Below are 18,611 nucleotides of genomic sequence, written 5' to 3'. Positions count from 1 at the left end.
CGGCCCCCGAAAGCCAGGTTTGGTCTCGGGGGACGTTCTCAGCCCTTGCTGACCGGTACAGCGACGAAGCGGTTGGCGTCGTCACGTGTGATCTGCATAAGCACGGCCTTGCGTCCTGCCTTGGCGGCATCCGACATGGCTTTGGTGACGTCGCCGGCGGTGCTCACCTTGGCCGAGTTGATCGTGGTGATGACGTCGCCGGGCTGGATGCCGTGGTCGGCGGCATCGCTGTTGGGATCGACATCGGTGACCACAAGGCCCTTGCCGTTGTCCGACTTGGTGACGGTCAGCCCGAGATCGGCCAATGCGTCGGTCTTGGCGGGCGCGGCCTGTTTGCCGTCATCGCTTGAGCCCTGCTTGTCGCCGGACGGCAGCGTACCCAGATCGACCTTGATCGTCTGGCTCTTGCCGTCGCGCCAGACTGTGACGTCGACCGATTTGCCCGGCGCATAGGCGCCGATCGTGCGGGCGAGTTCTTTCGGCGAGTCCACGTTCTTGCCGTTGACCTGCGTGATAACGTCACCGGCGACGATGCCAGCCTTCCCGCCGGGACCAGCGTCCTGGGCGTTCGACACCAGCGTGCCCTTGTCCGATTTCAGGCCGAGCGAGTCGGCGATCTCGGCGGTGACCGGCTGGATTTCAACGCCGAGCCAGCCGCGCTTGATGGAACCGTCCTTCATAAGGTCATCGACGACTTGCTTGGCGGTTGACGCCGGAATGTCGAAGCCAATGCCGACGCTGCCACCCGATGGCGAGAAAATGGCTGTATTGACGCCGATCACCTCACCGTTGAGGTTGAAGGTCGGACCGCCCGAATTGCCGTGGTTGACCGGAGCGTCGATCTGGATGAAATCGTCATAGGGGCCAGCGCCGATGTCCCGGCCGCGGGCCGAGACAATACCGGAAGTGACGGTGCCGCCAAGGCCAAACGGATTGCCGACGGCCACCACCCAGTCACCGATGCGAACCTTGGAATCGTCGGCGAAGTCGACATAGGTGAACTTGTCGCCGCCGTCGACCTTCAGCACCGCAAGGTCGGTGCGCGGATCGGTGCCGACCAGCTTGGCGTCGAGTTCCTTGCCGTCGCTGGTGACAACCGTGAAGGACGAGCCTTCCGAGACGACGTGATTGTTGGTGACGAGGTAGCCGTCCTCGGAGATGAAGAAGCCCGAGCCTTGCGCGACCGGGCGCGCCTTGCCATTGCCATGCTTGAAGTCGTGTTGTTGCGGGTTGTCGGGGAGGTTGTCGAAGCCATCCTGGTCGTCGGAGCCTTCATCGGCCGCAGGCTGGATCGTCGACTTGACTTTGACGCTGACGACCGCGGGCGAGACGCGTTCGACGATGTCGGCAAAGCCCGTCGACTGTGGCGCATCGACATGCACGGCACCCGCCAGAACGGGAACCGTTCCGGAGAAAACCGCGGTGGCGCCGACAGCGCCGACGACTGCCAGTGACGCCACGGCCGCTGTCAGGCGCCGACGCGTGCTGGAATATGAATTGTGGGCGATAGTCATGAGTTGGGATCCTCTTGTAAGGATGCGCTCCAGATGAGCGTCCTGGGGAGGAGGACTAGAGGGGCACACATTACAGCGCCATTTCCGTTGCATGAAAGTTTTGTCATTTTTCCGAAGACTGAGAGCATATGTATATAAAGATGCTGTCGGCTTATTTTTGGAAAGATTGCAAAATTGTAACTTGGATTTTTGTATGATCTGTAATTCAGGTGCATCGAAAGAGATGATTGTTCGATGTCAAAGAAACCAATATCGAAATCAAAAAAATACAATATACCGTCCGACTTATTCGGTGTTTACGCTACATTGATTCGAGGGTCGTGCGCCGGCGATTTCCGGTCAAATTTCGTCAAAAGTGCCCTATACGTTGATTGTATGGCGGCGCATTTGAAAGCGGCGCGCATACCATCAGGCTCGCCTTTGTCGTCATTTCCCGCGGCCGCCGGGAAGCGGCTCTAGATTGTGACTTTTCGTGGGGTGGGGCGCTGTCCAACGGGTGATTTTCGTCTCGACGAGAGAGGGCGGGAGGCCTGTCGTGGGCATCGAGGAAGTGCGGTCAGCGGACGCGGTTAACGGAGGCAGTGCAAAAATAAACGCCCTATCCACGTTTGGGATTCACGGCATATTCCAACAAGACGACGTGCTGGCGTAAGGTTGCTTCGATTTGACTCCATCCGCGGCGGCAGGTTGTACGGCGGCGGACGCAGCTAACGGAGAGGCATATGAAGCGCATCATCATCGCCGCGCTCGTCGCAAGCATGGCGGCACCCACATGGGCAATGCCCGTCGGAGCGTTGAGGCCGTCAGTCTCCGATACGGTCACGAACGTCGATCTGAGGAGGCCCCCCCGCCATAGACCGGGACACGGAGTACGGCCACCGCACCACAGGCCTCCTCATCATCGGCCCTCCCGTCACCACCACCGTCATTCGAGGAACAATAGTGGGGCCGTCGCGGCGGGCGTGATTGGCGGAATGCTGCTCGGCGGGATGGCGGTCTCGGCTGCTCGCCAGCACAATCACAACGCGTGGAACAACCATGTGAACTGGTGCTCGCAGCGTTATCGCTCCTATCGAGTCTCGGACAATAGCTGGCAGCCTAACAATGGCCCGCGCCGGCAGTGCATCTCGCCCTTCTGAGCGTCCTGCGGGCTCGCTGGTTCTGGCGAGCCCGATTGGATTTGTTGCAACGGCTGAATCCAAGCTGGTACCGGAGCAAGTACCGACCCAGGCAAAGGCCAACAACGCCGTTGGCGTGAGTCGGCCGGAAGCGCCCGCCTGCTCAAAGAGCATTTCCGAGAAGATGCATGATTGAACGGGCCTTGCCGATCAGTTTACACATGTCCGCACGGGTGACATCCTACGGAATGTCTCCGCCATATTGGCCGATTGCGCTGATGCGCCAGTTTGGGAGAGACTATCGTGCTGAGAAACCTGTCGATCGCGGCAATGAGCACCCTGATGATTGCAAGCTTCGAGCATTCCGCGTCAGGCGCGTCGATTGGCGCGGGCAATCCCTATCCGGTCAGCAACTACACATGCCAGGACGGCACGCGTCTGGCAGTGCGTCTCCTCGGTGATCGCGCTTCCGTGTCCGTCAACGACGCGGCCGAGGTTGATCTGCCCTCGATGGGGCCGGAAGGAACGACCTATTCGAACGGCCGATGGACGATCACCATCATACAGGGACGCCTGTCGTGGGGCGTTGGCCGAGCTGTGCCGTCCGAATGCGCCGGCGGTTGAGTATCTATCTCCCTGTAAGGAGAATTGAAATGCAAAGACCGCCCGTTCGGTTCGCGCGTTGCATCGCCGGCTGGCGGCGTCATCGGCTCTGTTCTGTTGCAACCACGAACACCGGCCGAGGCATGGCGGCGACGTAGGATCGGGGATACCCGTTTGAATCCGATCTGCGCTCGGCCTGATTCTGATACGTTCCGTCAGCAAAACAGTCTTTCAACTGCCTGCTAGAGAACGATAACGCGGGCGCCGTTGCGTACTGTCCCGTAGAGTTCAAAAATGTGCTCGTTCAACATCCGGATGCAGCCGGACGATGCGGCTTTGCCGATACTCCACGGCTCATTGGTCCCATGGATGCGGTAAAGCGTATCCTGGCCATTGCGATACAGATACAGCGCCCGTGCCCCGAGAGGATTGTTTGGGCCTCCGGGGACGCGCTGCGGCAAGCTCGGATTGCGGCGTCGCATGTTGGCGGTGGGAGTCCAGGTTGGCCATTTGGCTCTTCGTCCGACTATCGCCTCTCCGTTCCATCTCTGTCCGTCGCGACCGACTGCAATCCCAAAGCGGATCGCCCTGCCGGCATCTTCGACATAATACAGGAAGCGCTCTTGCTTGTTGATAAGGATTGTTCCCAAAGGTTCCTTGCCCAAGTAAGGCACCGTTTGCCGACGGAACTGCTGGGGAATATTTCCCTTGTCGACGAGAGGAACGTCAAACGGCTTGTCTGGGATCCTCCCGATATACCAATTCTTCTGGGAGGCCTCCGCGCGACCAAACAGCGCCAGAAATGATATGCCTCCAACAATGACGGACCGTCTGTCTAAAGAATTTACCAAATGAATCTCCTATCCTCGATCCGGTCACGTCAGCCGAATTCACTAACTACGTGTTCTACAGTTGGCGGCCAAGCAGATAGTTGCTGGCCAGAAGGCTGTTTAGGGAAGGTCTGTCGTCGCCTGGTCGCTCGGCCAGGGGCGGATGGTTGATGCCCAGCCAGCCAGCCTCGCGTGCCTCCTTGGGTGAGATTCCAAACTCTCTCCTGAATGTTCGGCTGTATGTGGAGGGGTCTACAAAGCCCCATTCCTCCGCGATGCTGGAGATCGGCCGTCCGTCCGTGCTGTCGCCCAGGACATCCCTTGTCCTCAGCAGCCTCTGGCGCCGGATGTAGTGTGAGACGCCGCCAGCCGGTTCGAAAATCCGATAGAGGCGCGAGCGTGAGATCGAGAGTTCCTGGCAGAGCCTTTCCGGCGTCAGGTCCCGATCGGCAAGCCTGGCGGCAATGAGCTTGTTGGCGCGGGCCATGATGACGGCATCGATCGGTTCCTGGGCCTCGAAGAAGTGATCCCGGGACGGGGAGATGCAGGCGGCGAGCAGGCTGGTGGTCGCCGCCGCTATATAGGGAACATCGTTCTCCGTGCGGTTTGGAAGGGAATGATAAAGCAGCAGGATGTAATCGGCGACGAACGCCGCCATCTCCTGGCGGATGTCGAGCGTGAAGGGCTGCGAGAACGCGAAGTCTCGCGGAAGGAACAGGCAAATCACGCCATCATCCTCGCCCTGGCCCTGATGCGGTGTCGCCAGGCACTGCCAGCGCAGCGGTCCACTCCGCGGCTGCCCGCCGCCTGAAGGGATTGTTTGCGGCACGCAGAGAAGCCAATGATCGAAGACCGGATTCTTCTTGCTGCTCCAGCGGCGATGATAGCCGGTTCCGGGATATTCGATGCAGGCCAGGACGAGGCCGCCCAGCTGCCACACCCGCTCGCGCGCGGCGAACGAACCGAACTTGTCCCGAAGCAATTCGATGTCGGCGATGTTGGCGTGCCAGCTTCGATAGAGGTCGAACTGTTCAGCGGGCGGCGCCGAAGAGGTGTCGATGTCGACGACGCACCTCAGAGGCTCCGTGGTGCCGGTCCTGGCGCTTCCGCTGATAGTGCGTGCCTGCATGAGACAACTCATCGCTTGGAAGAAAGTGACAGCCCCAGATCTCCCAATCGCCACACCTGATGATGGGCCGGGAACAGGGGCTGTTCGGCACGAAGAAGCTGCATCTCGGCAACCCCGGCGTACCAGGTCCGGAAGAAGTCGAACTGTTCGGCTGGAGGCACCGACGCGGTGCTCTGGTCGATGGCGCATCTCAAGGGTTCGGCAGCGTGGGGATCGCTGGGAATGCCGGCTGCGCTTACTCTTGCGTCCATGACAAACTCCTGTCCCGCATGAGAGCTGCCATGATCTGGGCAGTTCATTGCGCGACAGGCCGACTTCCCGCAAAGGAAAACAAACAATAAATTGGATCGTCAAACTGCCGCCGAGGATGAGATCGGATTGAAGTAACTCTAAGCCGGCACTGCGATTTTTTGGAATATGCTGTGAATCCCAAACGTGGATCAGGCGTTTATTTCTTGCGCTTCGCAATGAGACTGATCGAGCAACATGTGGATTTCTCGTGACGCACAGAGAGGACGCAAAATCATGTCTCGGATCGTTGAGATTGTTGGCTCCGGGAAAACCATTGCACAGACAGTCGTCGTTTTCTGCTTCCTGTGGCGCCGGGAGCGAGCAGACGCCGGAGGTAGGCTCTTCCTTCTGGAAATCCGGCGAGTGCGCTGGCCATCCCAACTCTAGGCATCCCGTCCATTTTTTCGGCTCCGGGCTTTGTTCTCCGGTCGGTGGCGTGGACTCTCCATCGGACATGGGACATTCGGTTTGAACAACCGCTGGTGATTTGACCGTCATTCGGCCGGTACTGACCCGTGTTCAGAAAAATATGGTCGGCTGGCGATCATGGGAGGTAGTAATTCTGTCCAGAAGATCGTGCTCCCTGTTCAGGATCGCCGCGCCATTCTTGGTCTTCTGTCTTGCCGCCGCAGACAGTGCCGAGGCTGCCACCTTGACAGCGCGCGGCAACGAACCCGGTTGGCAAGTCGTGGTGTCCGACAAGGCGATTTCCTTTCGTGCCCTGGAGGGAGAGACCTTCACGATTGAACCGGTGCCGCAGCCCACAACAAAGGACGGTACCGATGTATACACCGCGACTGTTGATGGCCGACACTTCACGCTGACGCTTGCGGAAGCGGTGTGCGCCGACACGATGACGGGAATGCCATATCCGAAAACCGCGACCGTGATGGTGGATGACCGCAAGTTGGCAGGGTGCGCGGGCGAACCGGCAGACCTGCTTCACGGGGATTGGCCTGTCGAAATGATAGCTGGATCGGCCCTTGTTGCGGGATCCCAGCCCACCCTTGCCTTCGATCAGGACGGAAGCATCCACGGGAATGGCTCGTGCAACCGATTTCTTGGCAAATTCACCTTGAACGGGGAAGGTTTGACGATTTCAGAGACGGGCGCATCCATGATGATGTGCGATCAACCGCTCATGGACCAGGAGCGCAATCTTCTGGCCGCCCTCGAAGCGGTTCGTCGCTTCGAGGTCGCATCGACAGGGCAACTGCGGCTTCTCGGCAAGGACGGCCAGACGCTCGTAAGCCTGGGGAAATAGACGCTCTTCGCGAGGAGAGCCCTAATGCCGGCCTGGGCTGGTCGCGCAGGAAAAGGTATAGGCAATGACGACTTCATCAAGAATTCAGTGCTCTATCCTTCACTAGTGGCACGGCTATCATGTGTTTGTCTGTCATCGCCGCGCGCGCAACTTGAAACGGGTCTCGGGACAGCCACATGGTCGGTGCCGTCAGCCGCATGAAGAAAACCGCGATACGGCTTGTTCCGCTCATCTTGTTGGCGGCGCTTCTGCAGGGTTGCGCCGGTCCAAGGGCCGTCACTGGCCTTGCCTCTCCCACTCAGTCCGATGCGCGGTACTTGTCGACGATCCCCTTCCTTGTAGCGACTACGCGTGCAGCGTCCGCTACACCCGAACCGCCTTACTCTCGTGATCGCTCCTTGGCGTTGAATTTTTCGCAGGTGAACGTTCTCGTGCCGGCGGCCCATAGACCCGGTTCGGTCGAGACTTCATCTGATATCCCTGATCCGGCGCGCCATTTCTCGGCACGCAATCTCACCCCCATTGCCGATAGCAAGTCATTCCTGTCCCTGTTGAACGCGCGACTGGCAGAGCGCCCGCCATCACAGCGGGAAATATTCATCTTTGTTCACGGCTATAACAACAACTTTGCGGAGGGCTTGTTTCGCAACGCCCAGATCGTTCACGACTACAATATCTCCTCCGTGCCGCTGCATTTTTCGTGGGCGTCCGCCGCATCCTTCAGCGGTTACCTCTTTGATCGGGACAGCGCTCTGCTGGCCAGGAACGGCCTTGCCGAAACGATCGAAATCGCAGCGCGGTCCAATGCGAGCGGGATCGTCATCGTCGGCCATTCAATGGGCTCATATGTCGTGATGGAGGCGCTGCGAACCCTGGCATTGAGAGGCGAGAGCCGTATTTTCCCAAGGATACGTGGCGTCATGCTGGCCGCCCCAGACATCGATCCGGATGTCTTCAGCAGTCAGGTCGATGATATCCCCGTGCTTCCGCAGCCGTTTACCGTCATCGTTTCGCGCCGCGACCGGGCATTGAATATCTCAAGGCGCCTGACTGGCGGCGGCCACAGGATCGGCAGTGGCTTCAATATTCCGCTTCTCCAGAAGAAAAATGTTCAGGTGATCGACATCTCCGACGTCGATGGTGGCGGACATAGCGGGTTCGCAAGTTCGGGCACGCTGATCAAACTGCTGGGCTCTGACCGTCTCCTGCGCCGCCTGATGACCGACGAAGACGCAACTGCCAACGGCAAGGTTGCGGAGGCGGGACAGGCCGTATTCGAAAATGCCGCCCTGGCGATCCACCTGCCGGTCAGAATTCTTGAGGGGTTGAGCACTGGACAATCTCGGCCGGTTTTGGATGGTGGCAATGTGTCGAGATAAGCTCGAAGGATCTGGTCAAGAACGCAGATGACGAGTGTCCAATTTCTTTCATTGTTTCTATGGAGGTGACTATGGCTGTAAATTCAGGGTCTCTGCTGGTCAACAAATTGACCGCTATCGGTTTTCTGGTTGTGGGATTTCTCATTCTTGCATCTGGTTACCGCTATGGCTCGACCTCAACCCTGTTGGGCGGATGCCTTATTCTGATTATCGGCGTCATTCTCTTGATTCTGAAGATCGCCCGTCGAAACAACGGGACGCCTTGAGCGGCGATTTTCGTTCGGGGTTGCCCAAGAACAGATGGTTAGGGTGGTTCAGCGATCCTGCCAATCGCTGGACCGCTCCGGAGCGATCGTACCTCAACTCGGCACGCGGCCAGTTGGAGAAGCGTCCCCATTTGGCAATCGCAGGCTGGTTCGGCCATTGCCCGACGCTGCCGTTGCGCCGATACGGCGAGGCCAATGCCGTCGATACGCGTCGAGCTTCTGTATCGCGGCTCTATCGAGGAGAACTATTCGTGCCCCTGGCAAGCCGGGCAATGCAGATTGCAATGATGCCGCCCAGAAGTCCGGCAACACCCACACCGATCAATATTTCAAGTGTGAACCCGCCGGAGCCACGTGACAGGGCGTCAAAAGCACCTCCCATATAGCCGACGAAGCGCGCCAGGCCTGGAAACAGCGTGGCAAGAAGTGTCAGAATCAAGCCCCCAAGCGCGCCGATGGCGGCGATGGATTTCCATCCAAAACCGATCCCGCGCCACAGCCGGGCCGCGGCCGTGGCTCCGGCGGCTCCGCAAACCGCCTCGAATATAAGCAGGATCGCTATTTCAAGACCGGACATGTCAAATCAATGCGGCCCGACACGCAGGGAAGCCGGAGGCCGCACCCTGGAAAAATTCCGACGCTGCGGGCCATCAGGTGTTTGAGCCGGATTCCTGGGCGGCCGCCGCCGACGCACGCTGAAGTGCGTCGCGCAGGACTTGCTCCTTGGTTTCGTCCAGGGATGTTTTGAGCACCACCCCACCGAAACCCTGGATTTCCTTGAGCACCTTGTCTGCCGTCATTTCCTGGACGAGGACGAAAAGCGCGGCGTTGCCGGGCTGGATGCTGGTCGACAGATCGCGCATGAACGCATCGTTGATGCCAACATCGGTCAGGGCGCCGCCAAGGGCCCCTGATGCGGCGCCGACGGCAAGGCCGACCAGCGGATTCAGGAAGAGGAGACCGACGAGCATTCCCCAGAAGCTGCCGGAGATCGCGCCCGTGGCGGTCGTATTCATCAGCTGGTTGAGCTTGATCGTGCCTGCTTCGGTTTTGGTCGCGATAACCGCGTCACCCAGCTTGATGATGTATTCCTTTTGCAATGTCAGAAGGAGCTGGCGCACTTCTTCAGCCTTGGTCTCGGTCGGATATACGATGACGATCAGGTCGGACATATGAACCCCCTAGGGTGAGACTCTACGCAGTGGAGGTTTCTTACACAGCCGAGACGCCGAAGGATTGAGCCGTAAATCCAGGCAATGTGCCGTCAGTCCCATTTTTACATCGGGCTCGGCGATTTTCCTGATGGGCGGCGTTTCGCACGGCATGTCTGATGAGCGTTTTGGACGCGGTTGCGGGGCGCTCTGCCGCACTGGTGGGGCTATCTTCCACTGCGCTGCGCGAGGTGTCGTTTCAACTGTTCTATCCGGTCGGCGGTCCAACCCTTGGGATCAGTCACGGCAAACCAGGCGTCGACATAGTGCTCGGGCGCGTAGACATGCCCGTAACCCATCGGCGTCGAGGTTGCCATGCCCATATCGAGTGCCAGTTGCAGCATCGTCACCACCGGATACCACCGCAATTGTGGTGACACATCAGGACCGCGCGGTGCGCTCATCCAGTCGGGGCGCCGGTAAAGATCCCGATAGTCGAAGAAGGTGATCGCATCGCTTGCATACTGCAGGTAGACGATGCGCATGGGCCCCCATCGTGTACCCGGCGCAACCGTCCCGCCATGCTGGTTCATGAAGCGGACAACCGAGCCGTCTCCGAACTGCGGCAGCCAGGCAGGCGACCCGGGGTTTCGCGCATCGGTGGCCCGCCGCCAAATCCTGCTTTCGAAAGGCGGCCCGCTCCACAAGGCACCTTGGATCGGATCGCCGAGTATCTCGAAGAGCTCAGCCGAACGTTCGGAATTCATCGCCCCAAGACTTAGTCCGTGCAGGTACAGTTTCGGCCGGTGGTCCTTCGGCAGGGTCGTCCAATAACCGTAGACGGCGGCGAACAGCGCCCTCGAAGCCTCCGCGCCATAGCCCGGCTGTACGAGCAGCGACAGCGGGCTCGATAGATAGGAATATTGCATGGCGACGCTCGCCACGTCGCCATTGTGCAGGTATTCAACCGCATCCATCGCCGAGGGATCGACCCACCCGGTCCCTGTCGGCGTGATGACAATCAGCACCGAGCGGTCAAAACCGCCAACGCGTATCAGCTCGTCGAGGGCCAGCTTTGCGCGCTGTTCGACAGTATCGCTTGCCCCAAGCCCGACATAGACCCTGATCGGCTCGAGCGCAGGTGCTTGGGTAAAGGCCTGGATTTCTGCCGCGCTGGGGCCGGTCGCGACGAATTCGCGGCCCGCTCGTCCAAGTTTCTCCCAAGCGACCAATGAGGCTGCGCTGCCTGTCTTGAGCGGGGAGGTTGGGCGCACCCGGTCGGGTTCGATGAGCGCGTCGAACGCTGCAAAGGACGAGTCGAGAAGATGCAGCGCTGTGCGGATGAGAAGGCCGTTCGCGATCGTCCAGAACAATAGGGCGCTCACGGTGAAGCCGATCACCTGCGAGATCCGCGGCGGCACGAAACGGCCGACGGCGTTCGACGTGAAGCGCAAGACAGCCTTGAAGAGGCGGGCCAACACAATGAGTGCCACAAAGGCGATGACCGCGATCACGCAGACTTCGAACGGGTGGGCGCTGGTCACCGGTTCGAGCCCCATCAGCCCGCGGATCGAGTTCTGCCACTCGGTCGTTCGCCATAGGAATGACAAGGCGATGACGGTGCACACCAGCGCCGAGGCGATCTTGAGCCATCTCTGGACGCGGCCATTGGGTTCCGGCAGTTGCATGTATTGCCAGAGCCACCGCCAGGCGACCCCAATCCCATATCCGGCTGCAAAACAGGCGCCGGAGAGAATACCTTGTGTCACATAAGTTCGGGGAACGAGCGTAGGGGTTAGCGAGGCCACGAAGAACAAGGTGCCTAGGACAACGCCTCCGGCGGAAAGCGAGCGCAAGAACCTCACCAGGAGGTCGGCAGATAGCCGCGTTGCAACGAATGCTACCATGCCTGTGTTGCCAGTTTTACTTTGTCGAATAGAGGAGGTGTTCGGCGGAGAACACTCGAGTATCTCAAGATACAGTTCGGAACGTCGAAATCAATTCACAGTCAACGCCCCATTATCGCGTCAGGAGAGACCGTGCAAGCAGCCGTGCCGTGGCGCCCATGCATCGCTTGGCTGCGACAGTGCCAAATCAACCGCGCTTATGCCGAGACCGCCGGTCGGCCCCCAGCCGCCAGCCACCCGAGTCCGTGGGCTACGAGGTCGATACCCAAAAGTGCCCCTATCACCCAAATTCCGGTTGAGGGCCATCCAAGCAGTATCAGGAGGCCCGCGGCCAGGCCGAACAAGCCGGAAACAAACATCAGCCGCCTGCCGCTACGCAAGTAGCGGTTTCCCAACAATATTCTTCCAATCCCTGAAATCAAAAGCGCGAACCCCAAAATCCAGGTGAGGATCGCGGATCCAAGAGCGGGTATGCCGATCAGCACACAACCGAAAATGACGTACAGGATGCCGAGAAACGTCTGCCACAGAAAGCCACGCCATCCTCCGGCCCATACCGCCATGGCGATCTCAACAAACCCCGCGCATATGACGATGACGCCAAGAAGAAGGGTACTTATGGTGGTGGCAAGGGTCACGTCGGCCAGGACGAAGAAACCCGCAAGGATAAACACCACTCCTATGGCCGAATTGGCGGAAGCGGATCGCGCCGGCTGTTCAGCGGTCGACGGGTTCGTCATTGTCTATGGCTTCCCGACTTCCTTGAATGCGACGCCACTCACCAACGGACACGGCGTATATCCACGACGCGAGCCGTTCGGGAATTAAGCGTCACTTCAAATCGGCCGCCGGCACGGCGTGTATGATACTTGAAAAATGGCCCGCGGCAGCTCACGCGGCGGACATCTCGGAAGCCACGATTCTGGAGCAGCCTCTGACCTTGGCCGCACGTGATCGCTCTGCCGTTGTTGAGGCTGGAGCCGACCGGCATGTTGAACGCCGCCACCTCCGCGAATGAGGGAACCGCGGTCGGCACCGTAAGGCTGATCGCGACTGCCAGAGCCGCCAGGGAATTTCTGAACATGTTCGTTCTCGCCACGAAAGTATTGTGAGAACCATCAGTTCACAGGCCGCTGCGATGTCAACAAGCTGGCAAGGTGCCTTGGTGCTTTAGGGACGCCAGGCCAAGGATCTGGACTATTTGTCCATGTTTGGCGGCCAGGAAGACTGCGGTCGGCGGGCTGTTACGAATTGCTGGTGGGGACCTCCGCCTGTCGTGCCGGGAGCGGAGATCGAAGAAGCCTAGCGCGTGGCGAATTTAGGCAGGCTTGTGCGACCACGGCCTAACCCGTTTTAGATCACGTCAAACCGTTGGCGCTGGTTCTTCCAGCAGACGGTCTACCGACACATTCACTGGCGTGGATTGATCGAATTTTGTTGAGCATGATCTCGTGACGCCCTCAGTGACAGGCGTTCGGTTGCTGTCTGGACAAGAAAGTAGATCCCAGGAACGATCAACAAGCCGATCGTCGTGGCTGCGATCATGCCTCCAAAGATTGTAACGCCAACAGCCCGCCGCGCACCTGCGCCGGCGCCTGTCGACACGACAAGGGGAATGATTCCGAGAATGAAGGAGACCGCTGTCATCATGACGGCCCTGAAGCGCTGCTCGGCCCCGGTCCGCGCGGCCTGCATTATGCTGAGGCCTTCAGCACGCCGCTCCTTGGCGAATTCGACGATCAGGATGGCATTTTTCGCCGCCAGCCCGATCAGCAGCACAATGGCGATCTGCACGTAGAGGCTGTTCTGCAACCCAAAGGCCCTCAACGCCGCCACGGCGCCAAAGAGAGCGGCTCCGAGCGAAAGAATGACGACCAACGGAAGCGACCAGCTCTCATACTGAGCGACAAGGAAGAGATAGGCGAACAGGAACGCCAGCGCGAAGACCAGCCCCTCCTGGCCACTGCCGCGGCGCTCCTGGAACGACAGTCCCGACCACTCGAAGCCATAGCCGTTCGGCAACACCTGGGCGGTCGTCTTCTCCATGGCATCCATGGCCGCGCCGCTGCTGCTTCCAGGCGCCGTAATGGCGTTTATAGGCGCGGCAACCGACAGATTGTAACGCTGAATGGCGAACGGCGACAGGATGGTCGTCAACGACGCCAGATTATTCAATGGCACCATGGTGCCGTTCCGGCTGCGCACGTGCAGCTTGAAAATGTCCTCCGCATGGGCGCGGAAATTTGCATCCGCCTGCAGATTGACCTGGAACACGCGGCCATTGAGCGTGAAATCATTCACATAGCGCGATCCGAAGGCCGCGCCGATGGCGGAATAGACGTCCGACACGCTTACCCCAAGCGCCTCGGCGCGCGTCCTGTCGACGTCGACATAGACCTGCGGGACATTCGCGCTGAAGGTGGTGGCGGCGCCGCCGAGCTCCGGCAGGTGATTGAAGGCGCCGAGCAGGGCGCCGACGACCTGGGCGATCTCTTGCGGCTGCTGTCCTTCAAGCGCCTGCAGGCGGAAGTCCAGGCCACCGACCGAGCCGATGCCGGCAATCGCCGGCGGAGCGAAGACGGCGACGTTCGCTCCCGGGATTTGGGAAAACTTCATCCGCAGCGCCTGCAGGATGCCGGCAAGCTGCAGCTCCTTGGACGTGCGCTCATCCCACGGCTTCAGCGCCGCTACCGCCATTGCGCCGCTCGGCGAACTCGTCGACTGAAGGATGCTGAACCCCGCAACCGTTATGACGTCCTGCACGCCGCCAGTGTCGGCGAGAATCTTGCGCACATCCTCCACGATGGCCTTCGTTCGATCGAGCGATGCGGCATTCGGCAACTGGATGTCGACGAACAGCGCCCCCTGGTCCTCGTCGGGCAGGAAAGTCGACGGTAGCGCGATGAAGATCAGATAGGCGGCGACAAAACAGGCAAGCAATCCCGCCAGCGGTACATACCAATGCCCCACCAGAAACCCGACGAGCCGTCCATAGCCGTCGCGCGTCTTGTTCATGAATCCCGTGAACCAGGCCAGCGGGCCACGTTTGAAATAGCCCACATCGCGCCGCAGAAGCAGTGCGGCCAGCGCGGGACTCAAGGTCAAGCCGACGAAAGAGGAGATCACCAGCGCCGAAGACAAGGTCACAGCGAACTGGCGGTAGAGCTGGCCGCCTATGCCGCCGAGAAACGCCGTCGGCGTCACCACGGCAAGCAGCACCAGGGTCGTGGAAATGATCGGCCCGGTGATCTGATGCATCGCCTTGCGCGTGGCGTCGGCGACCCCGATGTCAGGCGTATCTTCCAGCACATGCTTGACGTTTTCGACAACGAGGATGGCATCGTCCACCACCAGGCCGATCGCCAGCACCAGTGCCAGAAGGGAAATCATGTTCAGCGAATAGCCGGCGGCAAACAGCACCGCCACGGCGCCCAGCATGGAGACGGGGATGGCAAGTGCCGAGATGAATGTGGCGCGCCAATCCTGCAGGAACACATAGGTGACGGCGAGCACGATCAGGAATGCTTCAAGCAGGGTTCTGGTCGTCAGCGAGATGCTGGCATTCACGAAGCGGGTCGCATCGTAGACGATGTGATATTGCATGCCCTTCGGGAAGCGTGACGAAAGGCGCTCCAGTTCGGCGCGGACCGCCGTTGCGGTCTGGATGGCGTTGGCGCCGGGAGACTGGTTGACCTGCATCATCGCCGACGCGTGTCCGGCGAAGCTGGCACTCGAAGCGTAGCTTAGCGCTCCAAGTTCGAGCCGGGCTATGTCGCGCAGGTAGACCTTGGCCCCCGAGGGCCCTGTGCGCACGACGATGTCGCCGAAGTCCTCGGCACTCCTCAGCCGCCCCTGCGCGACCAGCGTGTATTGCAGTTCCGAGCCTTGTGCCTGCGGCGGCGCGCCGGCCTGTCCGAGCGTGGCCTGGATGTTCTGTCGTTGGATGGCGGCGGAAACGTCATCGGGCGTCAATCCGAGCGCGTCCATGCGCTGCGGATTGAGCCACACCCGCATCGAGTATTCCGAGGCGCCGGCAACGGAAGCTTCGCCCACGCCCGGCACGCGCGATATCGCGTCAGCGACCGTCGTGGTGATGAAATTCGTGATCGCCAGAGCATCGAGGCTGTCGTCCGGAGAATAGAAAGCGATGCCCAGGACGAAATCCGGCGAGCGGGCACGCACGGATACACCTTGCTGGGCGACTGCCGCCGGCAGGCGCGAAATCGCCAGCTGGGCGCGGTTCTGCACGTTGATCTGCGCCGATTCTGGATCGGTTCCAACTTCGAAGGTCACCGACAGTGTGTACTGGCCGGCGTTGGAGCTGGTGGACGACATGTACATCATGTGATCCACGCCGTTGATGGCCGTCTCGAGGGGGCCGCCGACCACGTCTGCGATCACTTCCGCGCTTGCTCCCGGGTAGGAAGCCGACACGGTGACCGTTGGAGGCGTAATCTGCGGATATTGCTGTATCGGCAGGGAAAACACCGCGATCGCACCAGCGATCGAAATGAGGATCGAGATGACGATCGCAAGCCTTGTGCGGTGGATGAAGAGATCGGAGATCATGGCGCGCGCTCCGCTTCGCGTGGTGTGACCTGCTGACCATCGGAGATGCGTTGCAACCCCTCGATGACGATTGTTTCGCCGCCCTTCAATCCGCTCGTCACCGCCCACCGATTGTCGATGCGCGCGCCGGTCGTGATCGCCTGCCTGGTCACGGTATTGTTGTTGAGCACGAAGACGAATTTGCCCTGGCGGTCCTGAAGAACGGACGCCATCGGCACCAGCGGCAATTCCTTGGCCGCTTCGTCGACGACGGTGAGCCGGACGAACTGGCCAGGCGTCAATATGTGGTCGGGGTTGGGAAACAGCGCGCGGACGGCCACGGTCCCGGTCTGCAGGTCGACCTCATTGTCGATGAACTGCACCCGCCCCGGCGAAGCGTATTGCGTGCCGTTGGCAAGCGACAGGCTCAGGTGGAACTGGTTCCGATCGATGCTCTGCCCGCCAGCGAGTTTCTGCCTGATGTCGACCAAGGTGCTGTCGGCGATCGAGAATGCGACGCGGACGGGGTCGAGTTGCACAATGCGCGCCAACGGTCCGGAGCCAGGCCCCACGAGATTTCCAGGCGTCGCCAGGGAGCGGCCGATGGTCCCGTCGATGGGCGACTTGATCTGGGCGTAGGAAAGATTGAGTTCGGCCGTGTTGAGGGCTGCATTGGCGCTTTGGACGTCCGCTGCGGCGACGTCGAATGCAGCCTGCGCGTCATCCAACGTGGCCTGCGGAATGGTCCTGCGGTTGAACAGGTCCCTGGCGCGTGACAGGCTTTGTTGCGCGGCGTTGCGCGTGGCTTCCGTCCTGGCCACCTGCGCCTGCGCGGACATCAGTGCCGCCGACAGCTGATCCGGCTCGATTTCGAAAAGCAGGTCGCCTTCCTTCACGCCCTGGCCTTCCGAGAACTTGACCGCCTTCAGCAGGCCGGAGACGCGTGCTTGTATGTCGACCGCCTCGATCGCCTCGACCTGCGCATTATACGTCAGCGGCGGGCTTGCCGGGCCGGAAAGAACTTTTTCCACCACCACCGGCACTGCCGCCGACGGTTGCACGGTCTGCGCATGCGCCGTACCCGTGAAGCCGGCCACTCCGACCAGGAATGCGGCCGCCGCGACCGCGGGTCGAAAATCGAAACTGCTTCCCATAGCGGATCCTCGCATCCTGTTCTCAAGACAAAATCTTCGTCTTGCGCACGCTCAGCGCAATGACGAGATACGCCAGTCCAGCAATCATCAGGGAGAAGCCGGCCACAAGGCCAGTTGGCATCTCTCTGACCATTGGCCACTTCAGAATTATGGATAGACTTGCCAGTACGGCAACGGCACCGGAAATGACGAACCAATACCATCGGCTCGCCTTCCTGACCTCGATTGCTATTATTATTTGAAGGATTCCGTGGACGAATAATACGAAAGCAATGAACAGCGATATCGCGGCTGAAGCCTTTACAGGATTGAAGTAAATCATGATGCCGCCAATGAGCTCGAAGAAACCGGTCAGCTCCTGCCATACGAAGCCGGTCCAGCTTTTGATCCAAAGGGACTGTATAACCTTGGTGACGCCAACCCCGATCAGGGCGACGGCGAACACGACACTGGACGCGAAATTGGAAACGGCCGGGACCGCGACGGAAAATACTCCGCCAGCCAGCAAGAGGAATCCAAACAGCAGAAACCGGCGCCATTTGCCTTGCTCGGTTTCGGCTCTTTCGGATGCCGTCGCAGGGGATTGGTCTGGATTTCCTGTCATCTTCCCGCTCCGAGCACCTTCTAGATATCGGTCTCGCGCCCGACGAAATGAACAATTTCCTTCATGGCCAAGAAGCCGATCAGGGCGTCAATAGATTTTTCTTCTCCTTTTTCAGGGGCAACGGAGACGTGTATTTCCGAAAGACCTTTGTCCTCATTGGCGTCGCTGTCCATGGACATAAGTCTAAGGTTTTTCATTGCTACCGCCTGAATGACTGAAGACTTCACGACATCCGATTTTTGCAGATCGCACTGTATCTTTATAAGATAAATTCTCTCGCTATCCGCGGGCAGGGCAGAGTATCCGGCCACGTGAAGAGCAAGTCGGGGAAGGAAAATATTCGACAAGATCACGAACAAGGTTGTTTCTGCCGCGAGCAGCAAGAAGCCGTAGCCGACAAACACCCCCACGGCTCCAGTGCTCCAGACGGTGGCGGCCGTGCTCAGCCCCTTTATGCTGGTGCCATCCCTCATGATCAGGCCGGCACCCAGAAAGCCGATGCCGGTCACCACCTGAGATCCCATGCGCAGATCCAGTTCCAGACCAAGCGCGCCGGGCAAGGATGCATAAGACGCGGCGCCCAGCGCAACCAGGGCATGGGTCACGAGCCCGGTATGGCGCTGCTTGTATTGGCGCTCCACGCCGATCATAAGTCCAAGCAGCAGCGATAGCGCCAGCTTCAGCATGATCGAATGCGCTGCTATCAGATCGGCCATCATTGGCGGCGCCGATGCCTGACATCACGGCCAGCCGAGGACGAGGCCCTCGGCGATCGCTTGTTCGTCAAGGCCATGAAGTCAGGATGGATTGACTGGGCGCCGCGCGGTGAGTGCAGCATATGCGGTTCCGCCGC

The 18,611-nt window shown here is 59.9% G+C and carries 17 protein-coding genes; 5 read left to right on the top strand and 12 right to left on the bottom strand.

What is annotated here, in order from left to right:
• Positions 1 to 38 precede the first annotated feature (38 nt).
• Entirely contained in the window at positions 39 to 1,514 is a 1,476-nt protein-coding gene (locus AC07UC_RS29795) for a Do family serine endopeptidase (protein ID WP_494908345.1), read from the bottom strand.
• Positions 1,515 to 2,236: 722 nt separating this feature from the next.
• On the opposite strand from AC07UC_RS29795, the gene AC07UC_RS29790 reads away from it, so the two are divergent.
• Positions 2,237 to 2,653: a BA14K family protein gene (locus AC07UC_RS29790; protein WP_140775135.1), complete on the top strand. Its 417-nt coding sequence runs from the start codon at positions 2,237 to 2,239 to the stop codon at positions 2,651 to 2,653.
• A 282-nt stretch (positions 2,654 to 2,935) separates the two neighbouring features.
• Complete coding sequence (locus AC07UC_RS29785; RefSeq protein WP_494908344.1) at positions 2,936 to 3,256, top strand: hypothetical protein; 321 nt, start codon at positions 2,936 to 2,938, stop codon at positions 3,254 to 3,256.
• 221 nt (positions 3,257 to 3,477) lie between these two features.
• On the opposite strand, the gene AC07UC_RS29780 is transcribed toward AC07UC_RS29785, so the two are convergent.
• From AC07UC_RS29780 to AC07UC_RS29770, 3 genes are read right to left on the bottom strand one after another with little or no spacing between them, the layout of a single operon-like run.
• On the bottom strand, positions 3,478 to 4,086 hold the full coding sequence (locus AC07UC_RS29780) for a L,D-transpeptidase (protein WP_494908343.1): 609 nt from the start codon (positions 4,084 to 4,086) through the stop codon (positions 3,478 to 3,480).
• A gap of 55 nt (positions 4,087 to 4,141) precedes the next feature.
• Positions 4,142 to 5,194, bottom strand: coding sequence for a helix-turn-helix domain-containing protein (locus tag AC07UC_RS29775; protein WP_494908342.1), 1,053 nt, complete (start codon positions 5,192 to 5,194; stop codon positions 4,142 to 4,144).
• An 8-nt stretch (positions 5,195 to 5,202) separates the two neighbouring features.
• Positions 5,203 to 5,445 carry a hypothetical protein gene (locus tag AC07UC_RS29770; protein WP_494908341.1) on the bottom strand — a complete coding sequence of 81 codons (243 nt, stop codon included), beginning with the start codon at positions 5,443 to 5,445 and terminating at the stop codon, positions 5,203 to 5,205.
• A gap of 692 nt (positions 5,446 to 6,137) precedes the next feature.
• Here AC07UC_RS29770 and AC07UC_RS29765 point away from each other — a divergent pair.
• The 3 genes from AC07UC_RS29765 (at position 6,138) to AC07UC_RS29755 (ending at position 8,394) form a co-directional block, all read left to right on the top strand.
• The gene (locus AC07UC_RS29765; protein WP_494908340.1) at positions 6,138 to 6,749 is read left to right on the top strand and encodes an META domain-containing protein; all 612 of its coding nucleotides are present in this window, start codon (positions 6,138 to 6,140) and stop codon (positions 6,747 to 6,749) included.
• Between the two features lie 176 nt (positions 6,750 to 6,925).
• On the top strand, positions 6,926 to 8,128 hold the full coding sequence (locus tag AC07UC_RS29760) for an alpha/beta hydrolase (RefSeq protein ID WP_244735216.1): 1,203 nt from the start codon (positions 6,926 to 6,928) through the stop codon (positions 8,126 to 8,128).
• A gap of 71 nt (positions 8,129 to 8,199) precedes the next feature.
• Complete coding sequence (locus AC07UC_RS29755) at positions 8,200 to 8,394, top strand: hypothetical protein (protein WP_140775140.1); 195 nt, start codon at positions 8,200 to 8,202, stop codon at positions 8,392 to 8,394.
• Between the two features lie 232 nt (positions 8,395 to 8,626).
• Here the strand turns inward: AC07UC_RS29755 and AC07UC_RS29750 are convergent, their stop codons facing one another.
• The 8 genes from AC07UC_RS29750 to AC07UC_RS29715 form a co-directional block, all read right to left on the bottom strand.
• Complete coding sequence (locus AC07UC_RS29750) at positions 8,627 to 8,971, bottom strand: hypothetical protein (protein ID WP_494908339.1); 345 nt, start codon at positions 8,969 to 8,971, stop codon at positions 8,627 to 8,629.
• 73 nt (positions 8,972 to 9,044) lie between these two features.
• A complete protein-coding gene (locus tag AC07UC_RS29745) occupies positions 9,045 to 9,566 on the bottom strand; it encodes a DUF1269 domain-containing protein (RefSeq protein WP_494908338.1) in 522 nt (173 codons plus the stop codon).
• A gap of 206 nt (positions 9,567 to 9,772) precedes the next feature.
• On the bottom strand, positions 9,773 to 11,452 hold the full coding sequence (locus tag AC07UC_RS29740) for an alpha/beta hydrolase (protein ID WP_494908337.1): 1,680 nt from the start codon (positions 11,450 to 11,452) through the stop codon (positions 9,773 to 9,775).
• Between the two features lie 197 nt (positions 11,453 to 11,649).
• Positions 11,650 to 12,192, bottom strand: a complete 543-nt coding sequence (locus AC07UC_RS29735) for an HdeD family acid-resistance protein (protein WP_494908336.1) — start codon at positions 12,190 to 12,192, stop codon at positions 11,650 to 11,652.
• Positions 12,193 to 12,862: 670 nt separating this feature from the next.
• Entirely contained in the window at positions 12,863 to 16,021 is a 3,159-nt protein-coding gene (locus AC07UC_RS29730; RefSeq protein ID WP_494908335.1) for an efflux RND transporter permease subunit, read from the bottom strand.
• Positions 16,018 to 17,154, bottom strand: a complete 1,137-nt coding sequence (locus AC07UC_RS29725) for an efflux RND transporter periplasmic adaptor subunit (protein ID WP_494908334.1) — start codon at positions 17,152 to 17,154, stop codon at positions 16,018 to 16,020. The genes AC07UC_RS29730 and AC07UC_RS29725 overlap by 4 nt, the downstream gene beginning before the upstream one ends.
• Positions 17,155 to 17,176: 22 nt before the next feature.
• Positions 17,177 to 17,758: an HdeD family acid-resistance protein gene (locus AC07UC_RS29720; RefSeq protein WP_202323684.1), complete on the bottom strand. Its 582-nt coding sequence runs from the start codon at positions 17,756 to 17,758 to the stop codon at positions 17,177 to 17,179.
• A 20-nt stretch (positions 17,759 to 17,778) separates the two neighbouring features.
• Positions 17,779 to 18,477 carry an MgtC/SapB family protein gene (locus tag AC07UC_RS29715; RefSeq protein WP_244735215.1) on the bottom strand — a complete coding sequence of 233 codons (699 nt, stop codon included), beginning with the start codon at positions 18,475 to 18,477 and terminating at the stop codon, positions 17,779 to 17,781.
• Positions 18,478 to 18,611 lie beyond the last annotated feature (134 nt).

The organism is Mesorhizobium sp. GW821-FHT04C10, assembly GCF_059420305.1.
The sequence above is the reverse complement of the archived record's forward strand: the minus strand, read 5'-3'. Positions and strand labels throughout refer to the sequence as shown.